Origin of the sequence: Pseudomonas sp. G11, assembly GCF_029457515.1 — a bacterium.
GTDB lineage: Bacteria > Pseudomonadota > Gammaproteobacteria > Pseudomonadales > Pseudomonadaceae > Aquipseudomonas > Aquipseudomonas gorinensis.
In genome coordinates this window covers 1,048,951-1,066,609 of the sequence record NZ_CP120377.1, presented here as the reverse complement: position 1 = coordinate 1,066,609, position 17,659 = coordinate 1,048,951, and the positions used below count along the sequence as shown (strand labels likewise).

The following is a 17,659-nucleotide window of genomic DNA, read 5'->3' as shown; positions in this document are numbered from 1 at the left end:
GGCAATTACCCAGAGGTCAATAGCTCCAACCTTTGTGCTGTCAATTTCGCACAGCGGGACACGAGCATTTCCCGCAGCAGGTTGATGGGCTTGCTCAACTGCGCGCGGTGCGCGCACAGCAGATTGAGCGGCGTACGTTCGCCGCGCAGCTCCGGCAGGATCACGCGCAAGCGCCCAGCCAGTACATCGGTGCTCACATCCAGCCAGGACTTGTAGGCAATGCCTACACCCGCCACCGCCCAACGTCGCACCACATCAGCGTCATCACTGAAGCGGTCACCGCTGACCGTCAGGCTGACTTCGCGTTTGCCGTCGTGGAAACTCCAATGGTCATGGACGCGACTGCCGAGCATGTACAACAGGCAATTGTGCTGGGCCAGTTGCTCCAGGTGACGCGGCGCCCCCATCCGCGCGAGGTAGCTGGGCGCAGCACACAACACACGCAGATTGTCCGGTGCGACAGGCAACGCGATCAGGCTGGAGTCCTCCGGCTCGCCGTAGCGCAGGGCGATGTCCACCGGTTGACGGAACAGGTCGGCGATCCGATCGCCCAGCAACAGGCGCACCGTCAACTGCGGGTACTCACGCTGGAACTCGTCGAGCCACGGCAACAGCTGGTTGCGACCAAAATCCGACGGGGCTGACAGCTGCAACACTCCGCTGACATGGTCCTGGCCGCTGGCGAGCAAGCGGCGCCCCTCATCCAACGCCCCCAGCGCCGCACGTGCATATTCCAGGAAACCTTCCCCTTCGGCGGTCAGGCGCAGGCTGCGGGTGGAGCGCGCCAGCAACCGCGCGCCCAGTTGTTGTTCAATTCGCTTCAAGGCGGCACTGGCCACCGCGGGCGACAGGTCCATGACCCGCGCCGCCGCCGACAAACTGCCCAAGTCCGCCGCCCGAACAAACAACTGCAAATCATCGAAACGCAGCATTCAACCCATCCATTATCAAAATATTATTGAAACAGACTGCTGTTTTAGCCGCTTTTATCTTCGCCTGAAATAGCCAATGATCGATGCATCTCATTCATCCCGTGTCAGGAGTCGAATATGTCCGCTGCCTTTAACGTCATCGCCACGCTGATCGCCAAACCCGGCCAACAAGACACCCTGGAACCCCTGCTGCGCGGCCTGTTGGAACCGACCCGCCTGGAAGCCGGGTGCGAGCAGTACGACCTGCATCAGGACCTGCAACACCCCGAGACCTTCTACATGCTCGAACGCTGGAGCAACGATGCAGCGCTCGCCGCCCACGACCAAAGCGCCCATATCCAGAGCTTCCGCGCCAAGGCCGCTGATGTGCTCGAGCACTTCGAACTCAAGCGCCTGAAATTTCTCGCCTGATCACTCTGCTTTTTTTGTAGGAGCGAGCGTGCTCGCGAAAATCGTAAACGATGACGCAGCGCTTCTGGTTCAGCACGGCGCCTATGCGTTTTCCCCGAGCAGGCTCACTCCTACAGTCAATCCCCAACTTCTGGAGCCCCCCATGAAAGCCATTGCCTACTACGCCTCACTGCCAATCAACGACCCCAAGTCCCTGCAAGACATCGAGCTGCCGGCGCCCATCGCCGGCCCGCGCGAGCTGCTGGTGGAGGTCAAAGCCATCTCGGTCAACCCGGTGGACACCAAGGTGCGCCAGAACGTCGCCCCGGAAAACGGCGCCGCCAAAGTGCTCGGTTGGGACGTGGCCGGCGTGGTCAAGGCGGTCGGCAGCGACGTGACGCTGTTCAAGGCCGGCGACAAGGTGTTCTACGCCGGCTCCCTGGTTCGCCCGGGCGGCAACAGCGAGCTGCACACCGTGGACGAGCGCATCGTCGGCCATATGCCCAAGAGCCTGGGTTATGCCGAGGCTGCTGCGCTGCCGCTGACCGCCATCACCGCCTGGGAACTGTTGTTCGAACGCCTGCAAGTGCGTGAAGGTAAAGAAGACGAAGGCCAGAGCCTGCTGATCGTCGGCGCGGCCGGCGGCGTAGGTTCGATCCTGACTCAGTTGGCCAGCCAGCTCACCGCATTGAAAGTCATCGGCACCGCGTCACGCCCGCAAACCCAAGCGTGGACCAAGGCCCTCGGCGCCGACCTGGTGATCGACCATAGCCAACCCCTGAGCGAAGCGCTGGAAGCCGCCGGCCACCCGCAAGTCACCCACGTCGCCAGCCTGACCCAGACCGACCATCACCTGGATCAACTGGTGGAAGCCTTGCAGCCCCAGGGCAAGCTGGCACTGATCGACGACCCCAAGGCGCTGGACGTGAGCAAGCTCAAGCGCAAGAGCCTGTCGCTGCACTGGGAATTCATGTACACCCGCTCGATGTTCGAGACGCCGGACATGATCGAGCAGCACAACCTGCTCAACCGCGTGGCCGCGCTGATCGATGACGGCACCCTGAAAACCACGGTGGGCGAGCACTTCGGTGTGATCAATGCCGAGAACCTGCGCCGCGCCCATGCGCTGCTGGAAAGCGGCAAGGCCAAGGGCAAGATCGTGCTGGAAGGGTTCTAAGACCGGTCTGTCGGTGTCGCCCGTTCTTCCTGCGAGGAACGGACGACACCGCTAGTCAGAGAGTTGACTTTTGTCATATTTGTGAACGTGTTCGGGTTTATATTGGCCGCCTTTGCCACGATTCTTTTACGTGAGGAAGTCAGCAATGAAGATCCTGATAAAAGCGTTAGCAAAATCCCCGGGCAATAAATGGCAGGTCCGTCTCGACGGCGACGCTTTCACCTTCCGCAGTGAAGCCGAGGCCCGCGCCTTTGCCGACACCCTGCAAGCCCGCATCCAGGCCCCCCATCGCTTTCCGCTCGGCCAGCAACGCTCCGCCGCTGGCTGATCCGTACCTCAGTCCTGCGCCTGCACGGCCCTGGCCCGTTGCAGGCGCTGGGTCGACATCGCAATCGTCACGGCCAATACACCGCACAAGCTGATGACCATGGCCATCGGCATTGCCGTGCCGTCATGCAGCACGCCCACCAACGAAGCGGCACCCGCTGCCACACCGAACTGAATGCAGCCGAGCAACGCCGAGGCGCTCCCCGCCCGAGCGCCCTGCCCGCTCATCGCACACGCCGAGGTGTTGGGCAAAATACAGCCCAGGCTAGCGATGCAGATAAACAGCGGCACCAGCAATGGCCACAAGGCCTGCGTACGCAACGCGGCAATACCGAGCAAGGTCAACGCGGCCAGGACGTAGACCCACACCGTGCGCGACAACAAAAACGCCGGGCCGCGCTTGGCCAGCAAGCGCGCGTTAACCTGGGCAACCAGGATGAAGCCCGCGGCGTTGGAGCCGAACAGCCAGCCGTAATGCTCGGCAGGCACGCCATAGAGTTTGATGAATACGAACGGCGATCCGGCGATATAGGCAAACATGCCGGCAATCGAAATCCCCCCGGTCAACGCGTAACCCAGGTAAACCGGGTCTGACAGCAGCGCGCCATAACGGCGCAGCGACCCGGACAAAGGCTGGCGCGGCTGATGAGCCGGGAAGGTTTCCGGCAGGCCGAACGCCACAGCGATGGCCGCCATCACGCTGAACACCGACAGGGCCAGGAAAATCGACTGCCAACCCCACACCCCCACCATCACCCCACCCGCCAACGGCGCGAGAATCGGCGCCAGGCCGGTCACCAGCATCAATTGCGAATACACCTTGGCCGAGCCCACGGCATCACATTTATCGCTGACCACCGCTCGCGAAATCACCATGCCCGCACATCCGCCGAGGGCCTGCACGAAACGTGCGCCGATCAGCCATTCAAGGGAGGGTGCATAGGCACAGGCAAAGGATGCCAGGGTGAACAGGGTCACGCCGCTGAGCAACGGCACACGTCGGCCAAAGCGGTCCGCCAGCGGACCATAGATCAATTGACCGATCGCCAGCCCCCCGAAATACACCGCCAGGGTCAGCTGGATATGTTTTTCATCGGTGGCGAAAGCTGTGGCCATCGCCGGAAAACCGGGCAGGTAGAAATCGATCGCCAGCGGCGCAAAGGCGCTCAAGGCACCCAAAATCAGGATTATTCGCAGGTTCATCGGGCACCCAAGTGAGTCGGCAGCCCGACAGTCTAGCCGCGCTTGAGTGCCTTGAACATTACGTTAGCTCGCTAACTATCAGAAAATCAGGCGAGCGTGGCCGTGTAACCCTCTTCGCCGATCAGGCTGATGATCTGCTCGGCAGGCAGGCGGCTTTCAACCTCAACCTTCTTGGCCGCCAGATCGACCTTCACACTGGCCGCCGGGTCTTGACCCTGCACCGCCTGGGTCACCGCCCGAACGCAATGGCCGCAGGTCATTCCTTGAACGTTGAATATTTGCATGACATGACTCCTTGAATGAGGTTGGACCCAGTCTCAACCTTGCCACGATAGCAAGGTCAAGTTTTGAAAATATCAGCCGGGCTGGTATTCGGGCGCGGCCTCGGCCAAGCTTCACTTATCTTTGATGTGAACCACGGAGCATTCGCCATGCGCTGGTCGTTTTTTGCCCTTGCCGGCCTGATGAGCCTGTCTGCCGCTGCGCCCATGGCCAGTGCCGCCGAAGACTATGCAGTGCTGATCATTTCCCGCGAACGCCTGGAAGTACCGACCAACTGCGAGATCGGCCTGTACATCCAGGACCAGTTGGCCGGGCGCTTGTTTCAGGAACAGTCCACCTCATTCAACCTGCCCGCCGGCAATGTGTCGTTGCGCCTGAAGTTGCTGCCGGGCCAATCGCCCGGTTGCCTGCCTGGCCTGCTGGCGCCACCCGCGCAGAACATCACGCTGAAGGCCGGTGACGTGCGCAAGCTGCGCATCGCCCAAGGCCCCGAAGGCATGTACCTCAAGCCCGCGGCATTGGAGTATTAAAGGCGCTTGACCTTCCCCACAGGTCAAGGTTGATCCTAGGGGCAACGTCTTAGGAGGACTGCCCCATGAATGGATCCACCACGTTTGACCTGCCCATCGGTGGCATGACCTGCGCCAGCTGCGCTGGGCGTGTCGAGCGCGCGTTGGGCAAGGTGCCGGGAGTGCAACGTGTCAGCGTCAACCTGGCCAACGAGCGCGCTCATATCGAAGTACTCGGCCAGATGGACCCCGCCGTGTTGATCGCCGCCGTCGACAAGGCCGGCTACACCGCCTCCCTGCCGCAAACCGAAACCAAGACCGACGCCGATCAGGCCCAGCGCCTGCACCGCGAACGCTGGTCGCTGACGCTGGCTATTGTGCTGGCGTTGCCCCTGGTGGTGCCGATGCTGGTGCAACCCTTCGGCCTGCACTGGATGCTCCCGGCCTGGGTGCAGTTCGCCCTGGCCACGCCGGTGCAGTTCATCTTTGGTGCACGTTTTTATATCGCCGCGTGGAAAGCCGTGCGTGCCGGCGCCGGCAATATGGACCTGTTGGTGGCCATCGGCACCAGCGCCGGTTACGGCCTGAGCCTGTATGAGTGGCTCACTGCCCCGGCCGGCAGCATGCCCCATCTGTATTTCGAAGCCTCGGCGGTGGTGATCGCCCTGGTGCTGCTCGGCAAATACCTGGAAAGCCGCGCCAAACGCCAGACCGCCAGCGCCATCCGTGCGCTCGAAGCCCTGCGCCCGGAGCGGGCGATCCGGGTGCGTGAGGGCCAGGAAGAAGACGTCGCCATCAGCGCGCTGACCCTCAATGACCTGGTGCTGGTCAAACCCGGCGAACGCTTCCCGGTGGACGGTGAAGTGGTGGAGGGCCAGAGCCACGCCGATGAAGCCCTGATCAGCGGCGAAAGCCTGCCGGTGCCAAAACAACCGGGGGACAAGGTCACCGGCGGCGCCATCAACGGCGAAGGACGCTTGCTGGTACGTACCCTGGCCCTCGGCGCAGAGAGCGTACTGGCGCGGATCATCCGCCTGGTGGAGGACGCCCAGGCCGCCAAGGCTCCGATCCAGAAACTGGTGGATAAAGTCAGCCAGGTCTTCGTCCCGACCGTGCTGGTACTGGCGTTGATCACGCTGCTGGGCTGGTGGCTGTATGGCGCCTCACTGGAGACAGCGATCATCAATGCGGTCGCGGTGCTGGTGATCGCCTGCCCGTGCGCCCTGGGCCTGGCCACACCGACCGCGATCATGGCGGGCACCGGCGTCGCCGCGCGCCACGGCATCCTGATCAAGGACGCCGAAGCCTTGGAGCGTGCCCATGCCGTGAGCGCCGTGGTATTCGACAAGACCGGCACCCTCACCTCCGGTACGCCAAAAATCGCGCACCTGGCGGCGGTCGACGGCAACCAATCCCTGTTGCTGCAACAGGCCGGCGCCCTGCAACGCGGCAGCGAACACCCCCTGGCCAAGGCCGTGCTGGATGCGTGCAACGAGCAAGGCTTGAAGGTCGAGGATGTCAGCGCCAGCCAATCCCTGACCGGGCGCGGCATTGCCGGCACCCTCGACGGCCGGTTACTGGCCCTGGGCAACCGGCGCCTGCTGGAGGAAAGCGGTTTGGAGGCAGGCGACCTGGCCGCCTCCGCCAAGCATTGGGAAGCCGAAGGCCGTACCTTGTCCTGGTTGATCGAACAAGGCGCGCAACCGCGTGTACTGGGGCTCTTCGCCTTCGGTGACACCCTCAAGCCCGGCGCGCTGGAGGCGGTGACACAACTCAAGGCGCGACACATCAGCAGCCATTTGCTCACCGGCGACAATCGCGGCAGTGCCCAGGTGGTCGCCCAAGCGCTGGGCATCGACGATGTGCATGCCGAAGTGCTCCCCGCCGATAAAGCCGCCACCGTGGCCGAACTGAAGAAAACCGGCGTGGTGGCGATGGTCGGTGATGGCATCAACGACGCCCCGGCGCTGGCCGCCGCCGATATCGGTATCGCCATGGGGGGCGGCACCGACGTGGCCATGCACGCAGCCGGCATCACCCTGATGCGCGGCGATCCACGCCTGGTACCGGCCGCGCTGGAGATCAGCCGCAAGACCTACGCGAAAATCCGCCAGAACCTGTTCTGGGCCTTTGTGTATAACTTGATCGGCATTCCCCTGGCGGCGTTCGGTCTGCTCAACCCGGTATTGGCCGGCGCGGCGATGGCGCTGTCCAGCGTCAGCGTGGTAAGCAATGCCCTGCTGTTGAAAACCTGGAAACCCAAGGATCTGGAGGACCCGCACCCATGAGCATGAACATCGGCCAAGCGGCGCGCTCAAGTGGCTTGAGCGCGAAGATGATTCGCTACTACGAATCCATCGGCCTGCTGAAAGCCGCCCATCGCACCGACAGCGGCTACCGCGTGTACGGCCCCGACGAGTTGCACACCCTGGCGTTTATCAAGCGTTCGCGGGACCTGGGATTTTCCCTGGAGGAAGTCGGCAAGTTGCTGGCCCTGTGGCAAGACCGGCACCGGGCCAGCGCCGACGTGAAAGCCTTGGCGCGCCAGCATATCGAGGAGTTGAACCAGAAGATTCGCGAGCTGGGGCAACTGCGCGATACGTTGCAGGACCTGGTGGAGCACTGCCAGGGGGATCACCGGCCGGATTGTCCGATTCTCAAGGAGTTGGCGTCGGGCAGTTGCTGCGCCTGAAGGAGTAAAAGGTGTACACAAAACCAATGTGGGAGGGGGCTTGCCCCCGATAGCAGTGGACCAGTCAATACAAGTATCGACTGACACGGCGCCATCGGGGGCAAGCCCCCTCCCACATTTTTAGATCTCCAATTGCTTGAAGATCACTTCCTCACTTTTAGATCGACAACAGCGTGGGGATCACTGCATCCAAGGCGGCGGCGGAGGCTCTTCCGACGCTTTGCCTGGCGGTGCATCATCCGCCGCCCGAATCGCCTGGCGTCGCTCTTCATCCAGCCGTGCTGCTTCGATTTCGCGGATCACGCCGCCGATATCCGCCAGCTCTTCCGGTTCGTCGAACTCGCCGGTCAAGATGCTGGCCGGGTGCAAAGTGCCGGCTTCATACAACGCCCACATTTCCTTGGCGTACTTGGTCTTCTTCAACTCCGGCGCAAAACGCCCGAAGTAGGACGCCATGTTGCCCACATCCCGCTCCAGCATGTTGAACGCGTGGTTGTTGCCCGCCGCATCCACCGCCTGGGGCAGGTCGATGATCACCGGCCCCGTAGGTGTGAGCAGTACGTTGAACTCGGACAGGTCACCGTGCACCAGGCCGGTACACAGCATCAGCACGATCTGGGAAATCAGGAAGGCGTGGTATTCGCGCGCCTGGTCCGGCTCCAGCACCACATCATTCAGACGCGGCGCCGCATCGCCGTACTCGTCGGCCACCAGTTCCATCAACAGCACGCCTTCGAGGAAGTCGTAGGGCTTGGGCACGCGAACGCCGGCACCGGCCAGGCGGAACAACGCCGCGACTTCAGCGTTCTGCCAGGCGTCCTCGGTTTCTTTCTTACCGAACTTGGAACCCTTGGCCATGGCCCGGGCCTGCCGGCTGTTGCGGACCTTGCGGCCTTCCTGGTATTCGGACGCCTGACGAAAACTTCGTTTATTCGCCTCCTTGTAAACCTTGGCGCAACGCAATTCGTTGCCGCAGCGCACCACATAAACAGCTGCTTCTTTACCACTCATGAGTGGGCGCAGCACTTCGTCGACCAGACCGTCTTCGATCAGGGGTTCAATGCGTTTAGGAGTCTTCATCAGCTTTTATTGTGGGTCCTTTATTACCAAACACGCGTATGGCACTCGTTATACGGCAATCCACTCGCCTCGGGGAGGGGCTACCGACCTTTGACCGTTTAAGAATGCATCCAATATGCCAATTTCCGGCGCAATCAACGTTCGATGATTGCCGTCACACCTTGCCCACCGGCGGCGCAGATCGAAATCAGCCCGCGTCCCTTGCCCGCGGCATCCAGCAGCTTGGCCAGGTTGGCGACGATACGCCCACCCGTGGCAGCAAACGGGTGCCCGGCTGCCAGCGAACTGCCCTTGACGTTGAGCCGACTGCGGTCGATAGACCCCAGCGGCGCATCCAGCCCGAGGCGCGTCTTGCAGTAGTCCGCATCCTCCCACGCCTTGAGCGTGCATAACACCTGGGCCGCGAACGCTTCGTGAATCTCGTAGTAATCGAAGTCCTGCAGCGTCAGGCCGTTCCTCGCCAGCAAACGCGGCACGGCGTACACCGGCGCCATCAACAGGCCCTCGGCACCGTTGACGAAATCCACCGCCGCCGCTTCGCCATCGCGCAGGTACGCCAGGATCGGCAAACCGCGCTCCCGCGCCCAGGCTTCGCTGCCGAGCAGCACCAGGGAGGCGCCGTCGGTCAGCGGCGTGGAATTGCCGGCAGTGAGCGTACCTTTCTCGCTGCGTTCGAACGCAGGCTTGAGCGCAGCGAGTTTTTCCAGGGTCAAGTCGGGGCGCAGATTGTTGTCACGGGTCAGGCCGAGAAACGGTGTCAGCAAATCGTTGTGCCAGCCCTCGGCATAGGCCGCAGCCATTTTCTGGTGGCTTTCCAGGGCCAGCAGGTCCTGTTCTGCACGGGGAATCTGCCAGGTTTGCGCCATCAACTCGCAGTGTTGGCCCATGGACAAACCGGTGCGTGGTTCGCCATTGCGCGGCAGTTCCGGCTTGAGGTGATGGGGACGAAGTTGTAACAGGACTTTTAGTCTATCCGCCAAGGTTTTGCTGCGATTGGCTTGCAGCAGAATCTGGCGCAGCCCTTCATTCACACCGATGGGAGCATCGGACGTGGTGTCCACCCCGCCGGCAATCCCGCACTCGATCTGGCCCAAAGCGATCTTGTTGGCCACCAGCAACGCGGCTTCAAGCCCGGTGCCGCAGGCCTGCTGGATGTCGTAGGCCGGGGTTTGCGGCGACAGGCGCGAACCGAGCACGCATTCGCGGGTCAGGTTGAAGTCACGGGAATGCTTGAGCACCGCCCCGGCGGCCACCTCGCCCAAGCGCAGGCCGTGCAGGTTGTAGCGTTCGATCAGGCCCTCCAGGGCCGCGGTCAGCATCGCCTGGTTGCTCGCCGTGGCATAAGGGCCATTGGAGCGGGCGAAAGGAATGCGATTACCGCCAATGATCGCTACACGGCGCAATTGAGTCATGGAAAGCTCCCTGTCGGTTGTGGGGTAAGTCTCTCAGACTAGCCTAGGCTCAATCGAACGACTGCCGCCCCGGGGTGGTCAACCCTTTGAACCCCAGCCTTCGGAGAGCGTTCCATGTCTGACCGTTATATCGACTTCGCCAACTCAAGCCTCGGCCATCGCCTGGTCGCCGCCATTGGCTTGCCGTCACCGGTACGTCTGGAGCGCTGGCAAGCCGGGCGCCTGCGCCCGGTCGAAGGCGCACTGTTGCTGGGCGGCGGCGCGCTGGCGGCCAAGGTGCTGGCATTTGCCAACAAACTCACCGATGCCACCTACCACTATGGCCCCGAGCCGCTGGAAGCAACGACCTGGATTCCCGGGCATGGCCCCAAAATCAAAGCCGTGGTGTTCGATGCCAGCGACTTGCAGCACACCGACCAGCTCAAGCAACTGCGCGAGTTCTTCCAGCCATTGCTGAAAAACCTCGATCACAGCGCCCACCTGGTGATCCTCGGCCGCGCCCCGGAAAGCCTCAGCGACCCATTCGCCGCCAGCGCACAGCGTGCCGTGGAAGGCTTCAGCCGCTCTCTGGCCAAGGAACTGCGCAACGGCGGCGTGTTGCAGTTGCTGTACGTCGGCGACGGTGCCGAAGACCAGCTCGAAGGCGCCCTGCGGTTCTTCCTCTCGCCCAAGAGCGCCTATATCTGCGGCCAGGTGATTCGCCTGCAAGCCTGCGCCACACCGGTGGAGGACTGGACGCGCCCGCTGGCCGGGCGCAAGGCACTGGTCACCGGCGCCGCCCGGGGCATTGGCGCTTCCATCGCCGAAACCCTGGCCCGCGATGGCGCCGAAGTGATCCTGCTCGACGTTCCCCAGGCGAAAGCCGACCTCGAAGCCCTGGCCGCGCGCCTGGGTGCGCGCACCCTCGTGCTGGATATCTGCGCCGAAGATGCCGCCGCCCAATTGATCGAACACCTGCCGGCGGGCCTCGACATCCTGGTGCACAACGCCGGTATCACCCGCGACAAAACCCTGGCCAACATGACCCCGGAGTACTGGGACGCCGTGCTGGCGGTCAACCTCAATGCGCCGCAGGTGCTGACCAAGGCCTTGCTCGACAGCGGCACCCTGCACGACAACGCTCGCGTGGTGCTGCTGGCCTCCATCAGCGGTATCGCCGGCAACCGTGGGCAAACCAATTATGCCGCGAGCAAGGCCGGGCTGATCGGGCTGGCCGAAGCGTGGGCGCCGCTGCTGAAGGAACGCGGGATCAGCATCAATGCCGTGGCACCGGGCTTTATCGAAACCCAGATGACCGCGCATATCCCCTTCGCCCTGCGCGAGGCCGGACGGCGCATGAGCTCGCTGGGCCAGGGTGGCTTGCCCCAGGACGTCGCCGAAGCGGTGGCGTGGCTCGGCCAGCCGGGTTCCGGAGCAGTCAGCGGCCAGGCACTGCGGGTGTGCGGGCAAAGTCTTCTGGGAGCATAAGCATGCAATGGCGAACCTTGGGCAACACGCCGTTTCTTCCACCGCTGTACTGGCGCGCGGCACTCAAGCGCAAGATCAGCGGCAGTCGCTTGCCCGAGCAGGGCTTGCGCTGCCGGGTGAACGTCAATCCCCAGCACGTGGCGGCGTATCGCACGGTGTGCGGTTTTGCCGACAGCCCCATCCTGCCGGCGACGTATCCGCACATCCTGGCGTTCGGCCTGCAGATGCAACTGCTGACGGACAAGGCATTTCCGTTCCCACTGCTGGGTTTGATCCACCTGAGCAATCGCATCCGCATCCATCGGCCCCTGGGCGCCATCAGTGACCTGACCCTCAGCGTGCACACCCAGAACCTCAAACCCCACGCCAAGGGCGCAACCTTTGACCTGGTCACCCGCATCGAAGACGCCCTCGGCCTGCTCTGGGAAGCGGAAAGCCGCATGCTCTGCCGCGGTGTAAAACTCGAAGGCGAAGCGGCAGACGACACCTTGCCAGCGCCCAGCCAAGTCAGTGAGCTGACGCACTGGAAAGCCCCTGCCGATATCGGACGGCGCTATGCGCGGGTTTCCGGCGACTACAACCCGATCCACTTGAGTGCCCTGACCGCCAAACTCTTCGGCTTCCCCCAAGCCATTGCACATGGGCTGTGGAACAAGGCACGCACCCTCGCCGCCCTCACCGAACACCTGCCCGCCGCCAATATCGACATCCAGGTCGAGTTCAAGAAACCGGTGCGCCTGCCCAGTGAAGTGCGTTTGTATGCCAGCGCTGCCGGTTCCAGTGGCGAGTTGTTACTCAAAGGCGCGGGCGATATTGAACATATGGTCGGCACGTGGCGACCGATTGCCTGAAGACATGTGCCGGCGCCGGATCGGTCAGTGCGGGGGGTAGTTGGAGAGGATCTTGGTGACGGTGGTGCGGATGGCGTTGCTGCGATCCTGGGGTTCAGGCGAGTTGGCCATCATCTGTTCGTCACTGCCCCGCCACACAAGCTTGCCGTCCTTGCCATCGAGCAGGTCGATCTGGATCGTCGCCACCTTGTAGGTGATGTTGCGCGTTTCGTTATACATCGGGCCGCCCCAGTAACCGTTCCATGGACCGCCCCAGGCCCCACCGTAGTTGGTGGTGACCTGTTGCTGACGGTCTTCGACGATCAGGTATGCCTGTACGTTCAGGTCAGCCTTGGTGCCTGGTGCGGCGGGGCGCAAGCCGCGCTGGTCAAGTTGTTCGCCCACCGCCTGGCGGATACGTTGTTCAGTCAGATCACTTTTGATCCGTGGATCATCGGGGCGGTACTGCAGGGCCGGGTCTTTCCAGGCCCAGTTGCGATAGGCACCGAAGTCTCGACTGGCGTCAAAATCGTGATTGACCTGGTTGGTCTGGCAACCGCCCAGCAGCAGTACAACAGCGAGCGTAGCGATACGACGGAACATGGTGGTTCTCCAAGGCGCGACCTGCACTTTAATGAGAATAGCTGTTAACTGGGCGGATAGGCGCTCATTGCCTTTTGCACGGCCTGGCGCAACGCGTCTCCCCGCTCGCTGAGGCTGCCCTGGCTGCCCGTTTCCGCGCTGGCGCTCCATACCGGCTGGCCGCTGCGGGCGTCGAACAGATTGACCCGGACCACCACGACCTGCACCTCGTAGGTGCGCACGATCGGCACCGAGTTGTACATGCCGTAGCCATTGCCATAACGGTTATAACCACCGTAACCGTAGCCATAGTCATCCTGGACTTGCTTGAGGCGCTTCTCCAGGTGCACATCGGCGCTGACCAGCAGGTCCGGCGGGCGATTGTCATGCAGGGGCCGCAAGCCGCGCTGGTCCAACGCTCCACTGACCGCCTCGGCCACCTGTGCCGAGTCCGCCCAGGCCGTCCCCGCCGGCAACTGGCCGTTGCGCCACGCCCAGTTGCGGTAGGCGCCGTAGTCGCGCACCGGCGCCGGATAAGCGCTGGCATCGAAGGTGTTCGCCGCCTGGGCCGGCGCCGGTGGCATCGGGGCCGACGCAGCGACATAGGGATTGGGGCTGGAGCAAGCGCCCAACCCGAGTGACAACACGATTAAACAGAGACGACGCATTTCGACCTCCGCAGACTGGGCCGCTTAAACCGGACGGCAAATCCAGTGCAAATAACGCCCAAGTCCGGCAAAGCTTGGGTGACGACGGTGAGCAAGTTCCATTTCCAGCAAGTCCTGCAAATCCGCACGGGCCTGGAATTCCACCGGCATATAGTCGTGGAACACCCGCACACCACTTTGGCTTTCGACCCGCCAAAGCCCTTCGAGTTGCGCCGCTAACGCCCTTGGATCCAGGGGTTGCTGGGGCGTAAGGCTCTGCTTTTCGCCGGCCATGTCGTTCTTGCGCATCTTGCGGAAGTGGCCTTTGAGCAGGTTGCGATAAATCAGCGCATCGCGGTTATAGAACGCCAGCGACAACAGGCCATCGGGCGCGGTCAGCTGGTGCAGCACCGGCAGGATCGCATGGGGTTCGGCCAGCCACTCCAGCACAGCGTGGCAGAGCACCAGGTCATAGGACTCGGTGAGTTGGCCGAGCAGGTCTTGCCAGGGTGCCTGGATAAAGGTCGCGCTCTGCCCCGCGTCGGCAAAGCGTTGGCGCGCGCCCTCGAGCATGGGTTCGGCGGGCTCGGCCAGGGTCACCTGGTGGCCGCGTTCGGCCAGCCACAGCGACATATGCCCCAGGCCGGCGCCGATATCCAGCACGCGCAGGGGCCGGTCCGGCAAGGCTTCGCTGAGGTCGGCCTGCAATACGGCAAGGCGAATCGCGCCCTTGGCACCGCCGTAGATCTTCTCGGCGAAGCGCGTGGCCAACTGGTCGAAATGACGATCAGTCATGGGCGAACCGCCGTTCGCTGTCGGCCAGTTTGGCGCGTACGACCTGGTCCATGTCCAGGCCCAGTTCGCTGCACAGCAACAACAGGTACAGGACGATATCGCCGACTTCCTGCCCGGCATGGGCAAGCTTGTCGGCTGGCAACTGACGGGATTGGTCTTCGGTGAGCCACTGGAAGATTTCCACCAGTTCGGCCATTTCGACGCTGGCCGCCATGGCCAGGTTTTTCGGGCTGTGGAACGGCTTCCAGGCATTGGTATCGCGGATGCGGTGCAAGCGTTCGGTGAGGTGTTCGATATTCATGAAAGGCTCCTGAAGGGGTATAGCTTCGGGGGGATGGGCCTTGAAGGCAAGTGAATAGCGGGGGGTGTTCTTAAAGACGCCATCGGGGGCACTTGCCCCCAATAAGCGCCTAGTCGACGACACTGAACTCGATCCGGGCTGTCTGGCCGGCTTCATCAAGCACGCTGAGCTGGTAGCGGCCCAACTGCTCGAAACTGGCGTTGATGCTGTCCTGGTTGGCACTGTCGCCCAGCGGCGCGCCATTGAGGAACCACCAGCGTCGGCCGCTGCCGCCCAAGGCGGAGATTTTCAGGCGCAGGGCCTGTTGGCTGGCGGCGGGCAGGCGCAGTTGATCGCCCTCGCGCACACCGACAATCGACAGCGGCGAAGACGCGGCCAGTGCCGGCGGCGGGCAATCCGGGTCGGCTGCCGGGATACGCGCTTCGCGTCGCTCGGCCCTGGGTAGCCAGGGCTCCAGCGGCGCGGGCCATAGGGCGATGTCTTTGGAAAGCGCCCCTGGGCAATGGGCATCGACCCGCAAGCCCTTGGCGTTGACCCACACGGTTTCCTTCAAGCCCACGCTCAGCGGTTGATCCAGCGCCTGCAAGGTTGGCGGCGTGGTGTTGTCCAGGGTCCAGGCGAAGCGCTGGCGCCGACAATTGGGATCACTGCGGCTCATGGGCTGGCCCAGCGGCCAACAGATGGCCGCCACGCCGACATTGGCCGGCACCGCCTTAACCGGCGCAGTGATCCCGCGCTGACTGTCGCGGTTAGTCAGCACATCGTGCACCTGCAACATCAACGGCGCGGCCGATGCCAAGCCGAACTGGCCAGGCACCGGGGTGCCGTCCGGTCGGCCGATCCACACGCCGATCAAGTAACGCGGGCCCACACCGATCGCCCAGGCATCGCGGAAACCGTAGCTGGTGCCGGTTTTCCAGGCCAGCACCGGCCGTTGCACCAGCTCGGCGCGCGGGTCGCGGTCCGGCCGCGCCTGGCCGCTGAGGATGCGCCGTACAATCCAGGCGGCACCGGGCGATAGCATTGGCCGCTCCCTCAGCACATCGTCCGGCTGCAAGCGGATCGTGGCGCTCCTGCCGTCCCGGGCGAACGCGCTGTAGCCACTGACCAGGTCTTCCAGACGGCTACCCGCGCCCCCCAGGATCAGCGCCAGGTTCGGCTCGGCCAATGCAGGCAACGCCAACGGTATACCGCCGATGCGCATCTGCGCGGCAAAGCGCTTGGGCCCGTAGGCTTCCAGCAGTTGCACCGCCGGCAGGTTCAGCGAACTGGACAGCGCCGTGCTTGCCGGCACCGCACCGGTAAAACCCATCGAGAAGTTGCCCGGCCGGTAATCGCCATAACGCCGGGGTACGTCTTGCAACAGGGATTCGGAATGAATCAACCCTTCATCCAGGGCCATGCCATACAGGAACGGTTTCAAGGTGGAGCCTGGCGATCGCAACGCGCTGATCATGTCCACATGGCCAAAGCGCCTGGCGTCGTTGATATCCACCGAGCCCAGGTAGGCGCGCACGGCCATGGTCTCTTCCTCCACCACCAGGATCGCGGCCGAGGTGTGCTCCGGCAAACGTGCGCGCCAGCCCAGCAGCAGGTCTTCAAGGCGACGTTGCAGGGTGGCGTCCAGGGTGGTGCGGATCAGCGGCGGGCTGTCGGGGCGGTTCAGGCGGCGGGCGAGCAAGGGGGCCAGGCTCGGCTCCAGGCGGGGCGCCAGCAGCAGCGGTTCTTCAAGGGCTTCATCGACCGCCGAGGGCGGCCAAACCTGGAACTCGGCAAGCCGGCGCAGCACTTTGTCCCGCGCGTGCTGGGCGCGTTGGGGATGACGGTCCGGGCGCAGGCGGCTTGGCGCCTGGGGCAGTACGGCGAGCAAAGCGGCTTCGGCATGGGTCAGTTGCGCCGGCGACTTGCCCAGGTACGCCCAACTGGCCGCCGCCACGCCCTGCAAGGTGCCGCCAAACGGCGCGCGGTTCAGGTACAGGTTGAGAATTTCTTCCTTGGACAGGTGCCATTCCAACTGCGCCGTACGCCATAGCTGGCGCAGCTTGCCGTAGAAGGTGCGCGAATGCGGGTCCAGCAAGCGCGCGACCTGCATCGACAAGGTGCTGCCGCCCGATACTACCCGCGCGCCGGTCAGGTTCTGCCAGGTGGCGCGCGCCAGTGCCAGCGGGTTGATACCGGGGTGCTGGTAGAACCAACGGTCTTCATAGGTGAGTAACGCATCGAGGTAATACGGCGATACTTCGCTGGTCTGCACCGGATAACGCCACACCCCATTGGCATCGGCAAACCGCCACAATGGCGTGCCATCCTCAGCCAGCACCACGCGCGCCAGGTCATCCTTGGGCAAGGGCAAAGGCCAGATGCGATCAGCCAGCCACAGTAGCGCAACCAGCAGCAATACAGCGCCCAACGCCCACCGCAGTACCCGTTTAAGGCGGCTTGTTCGCGAGGGCGGCGAGCCATTGGGTATAGCGGTCACAGACCCACCGCCATCGGGAGCAAGCCCCCTCCCACATTCGTCGGCGCATCCCCATGGGAGATTAATCGCAAATTCAACCCCGCAAACCTCTATGCTTCAGGGAACTAGCCGCCCCCAGGCACGACCAAAGGCTCAGTCCTGGCAATTTTGTCCACTCCTTCATCGAGACACACCTATGCAAGCAGACTTTTTCGGATGGCTGGGTCACACCCTGGGCTTGATCATCCATTACATCGTCGAGTTCTTCAGCGGGCTGTTCAATATGCTGTCCAACGCCGGTGGCGATTTTGTCGAAGGCCTGTCCCGGGCATTGGGCATGGACACCTCAATCATCAGCATCATCACCCTGATCGTCGGCCTGCTCTTTTTGTATTCGGCCGTGCGCGCCTTTATGCGGGCCTCGATCATCGTCGGCGTCATCTGGTTGATGCTCGGCCTGTGGCTGCTCAGCTGGGTCGTCCACTAACCCCGAGCGTGCAGCCATTCCCCTGCAAGCGTACATCGGCTTCTGTAGGAGCGAGGGGGACGCCTAGTTCTTGCTCGCGAAAAACGTC

19 protein-coding genes are annotated in these 17,659 nt (G+C 63.2%); 9 read left to right on the top strand and 10 right to left on the bottom strand.

Annotated elements, in window-relative coordinates:
• Positions 1 to 5: 5 nt before the first annotated feature.
• Positions 6 to 932 carry a LysR family transcriptional regulator gene (locus tag P2T68_RS04730; protein WP_102625491.1) on the bottom strand — a complete coding sequence of 309 codons (927 nt, stop codon included), beginning with the start codon at positions 930 to 932 and terminating at the stop codon, positions 6 to 8.
• A gap of 117 nt (positions 933 to 1,049) precedes the next feature.
• Here P2T68_RS04730 and P2T68_RS04725 point away from each other — a divergent pair, with 117 nt between their 5' ends.
• The 3 genes from P2T68_RS04725 (at position 1,050) to P2T68_RS04715 (ending at position 2,827) form a co-directional block, all read left to right on the top strand.
• Positions 1,050 to 1,343, top strand: coding sequence for a putative quinol monooxygenase (locus tag P2T68_RS04725; RefSeq protein ID WP_069075178.1), 294 nt, complete (start codon positions 1,050 to 1,052; stop codon positions 1,341 to 1,343).
• A gap of 142 nt (positions 1,344 to 1,485) precedes the next feature.
• The gene (locus P2T68_RS04720; RefSeq protein ID WP_277379109.1) at positions 1,486 to 2,499 is read left to right on the top strand and encodes a zinc-binding alcohol dehydrogenase family protein; all 1,014 of its coding nucleotides are present in this window, start codon (positions 1,486 to 1,488) and stop codon (positions 2,497 to 2,499) included.
• A 145-nt stretch (positions 2,500 to 2,644) separates the two neighbouring features.
• Positions 2,645 to 2,827: a hypothetical protein gene (locus tag P2T68_RS04715; RefSeq protein WP_024073195.1), complete on the top strand. Its 183-nt coding sequence runs from the start codon at positions 2,645 to 2,647 to the stop codon at positions 2,825 to 2,827.
• 8 nt (positions 2,828 to 2,835) lie between these two features.
• Here P2T68_RS04715 and P2T68_RS04710 read toward each other — a convergent pair whose 3' ends face one another.
• Both P2T68_RS04710 and P2T68_RS04705 read right to left on the bottom strand, forming a co-directional pair.
• Positions 2,836 to 4,029 (bottom strand): multidrug effflux MFS transporter, encoded by a 1,194-nt coding sequence (locus tag P2T68_RS04710; RefSeq protein WP_024073194.1) that lies wholly within the window; start codon positions 4,027 to 4,029, stop codon positions 2,836 to 2,838.
• 86 nt (positions 4,030 to 4,115) lie between these two features.
• Complete coding sequence (locus P2T68_RS04705; RefSeq protein WP_069075180.1) at positions 4,116 to 4,313, bottom strand: cation transporter; 198 nt, start codon at positions 4,311 to 4,313, stop codon at positions 4,116 to 4,118.
• 147 nt (positions 4,314 to 4,460) lie between these two features.
• Between P2T68_RS04705 and P2T68_RS04700 the strand changes: the two genes are divergently transcribed.
• The 3 genes from P2T68_RS04700 (at position 4,461) to cueR (ending at position 7,512) form a co-directional block, all read left to right on the top strand.
• Entirely contained in the window at positions 4,461 to 4,841 is a 381-nt protein-coding gene (locus P2T68_RS04700; protein ID WP_024073192.1) for a hypothetical protein, read from the top strand.
• A gap of 65 nt (positions 4,842 to 4,906) precedes the next feature.
• Entirely contained in the window at positions 4,907 to 7,108 is a 2,202-nt protein-coding gene (locus P2T68_RS04695; RefSeq protein ID WP_024073191.1) for a heavy metal translocating P-type ATPase, read from the top strand.
• Between the two features lie 2 nt (positions 7,109 to 7,110).
• Positions 7,111 to 7,512 carry a Cu(I)-responsive transcriptional regulator gene (gene cueR, locus P2T68_RS04690; protein ID WP_069077361.1) on the top strand — a complete coding sequence of 134 codons (402 nt, stop codon included), beginning with the start codon at positions 7,111 to 7,113 and terminating at the stop codon, positions 7,510 to 7,512.
• A gap of 180 nt (positions 7,513 to 7,692) precedes the next feature.
• Here cueR and P2T68_RS04685 read toward each other — a convergent pair whose 3' ends face one another.
• Both P2T68_RS04685 and P2T68_RS04680 read right to left on the bottom strand, forming a co-directional pair.
• Positions 7,693 to 8,592 (bottom strand): PA4780 family RIO1-like protein kinase, encoded by a 900-nt coding sequence (locus tag P2T68_RS04685; RefSeq protein WP_277379108.1) that lies wholly within the window; start codon positions 8,590 to 8,592, stop codon positions 7,693 to 7,695.
• 134 nt (positions 8,593 to 8,726) lie between these two features.
• Positions 8,727 to 10,004, bottom strand: a complete 1,278-nt coding sequence (locus P2T68_RS04680) for an acetyl-CoA C-acetyltransferase (RefSeq protein WP_277379107.1) — start codon at positions 10,002 to 10,004, stop codon at positions 8,727 to 8,729.
• A gap of 114 nt (positions 10,005 to 10,118) precedes the next feature.
• Between P2T68_RS04680 and P2T68_RS04675 the strand changes: the two genes are divergently transcribed.
• Positions 10,119 to 11,471: a 3-oxoacyl-ACP reductase gene (locus tag P2T68_RS04675; RefSeq protein WP_024073187.1), complete on the top strand. Its 1,353-nt coding sequence runs from the start codon at positions 10,119 to 10,121 to the stop codon at positions 11,469 to 11,471.
• Positions 11,472 to 11,473: 2 nt separating this feature from the next.
• Positions 11,474 to 12,322 carry a MaoC/PaaZ C-terminal domain-containing protein gene (locus P2T68_RS04670; RefSeq protein WP_069075182.1) on the top strand — a complete coding sequence of 283 codons (849 nt, stop codon included), beginning with the start codon at positions 11,474 to 11,476 and terminating at the stop codon, positions 12,320 to 12,322.
• 24 nt (positions 12,323 to 12,346) lie between these two features.
• On the opposite strand, the gene P2T68_RS04665 is transcribed toward P2T68_RS04670, so the two are convergent.
• The 5 genes from P2T68_RS04665 to pbpC form a co-directional block, all read right to left on the bottom strand.
• On the bottom strand, positions 12,347 to 12,904 hold the full coding sequence (locus tag P2T68_RS04665) for a DUF4136 domain-containing protein (protein ID WP_277379106.1): 558 nt from the start codon (positions 12,902 to 12,904) through the stop codon (positions 12,347 to 12,349).
• Positions 12,905 to 12,948: 44 nt separating this feature from the next.
• Positions 12,949 to 13,551 carry a DUF4136 domain-containing protein gene (locus P2T68_RS04660; RefSeq protein WP_069075183.1) on the bottom strand — a complete coding sequence of 201 codons (603 nt, stop codon included), beginning with the start codon at positions 13,549 to 13,551 and terminating at the stop codon, positions 12,949 to 12,951.
• 24 nt (positions 13,552 to 13,575) lie between these two features.
• Positions 13,576 to 14,325, bottom strand: a complete 750-nt coding sequence (locus P2T68_RS04655) for a methyltransferase domain-containing protein (RefSeq protein ID WP_277379105.1) — start codon at positions 14,323 to 14,325, stop codon at positions 13,576 to 13,578.
• A complete protein-coding gene (locus P2T68_RS04650) occupies positions 14,318 to 14,626 on the bottom strand; it encodes a MazG-like family protein (RefSeq protein ID WP_024073182.1) in 309 nt (102 codons plus the stop codon). Before P2T68_RS04650 ends, P2T68_RS04655 begins: the two co-directional genes overlap by 8 nt.
• A gap of 109 nt (positions 14,627 to 14,735) precedes the next feature.
• Positions 14,736 to 17,096 (bottom strand): peptidoglycan glycosyltransferase PbpC, encoded by a 2,361-nt coding sequence (pbpC, locus tag P2T68_RS04645; protein ID WP_277379733.1) that lies wholly within the window; start codon positions 17,094 to 17,096, stop codon positions 14,736 to 14,738.
• Positions 17,097 to 17,280: 184 nt separating this feature from the next.
• Here pbpC and P2T68_RS04640 point away from each other — a divergent pair, with 184 nt between their 5' ends.
• Positions 17,281 to 17,571, top strand: a complete 291-nt coding sequence (locus P2T68_RS04640; protein ID WP_024073180.1) for a hypothetical protein — start codon at positions 17,281 to 17,283, stop codon at positions 17,569 to 17,571.
• Positions 17,572 to 17,659 lie beyond the last annotated feature (88 nt).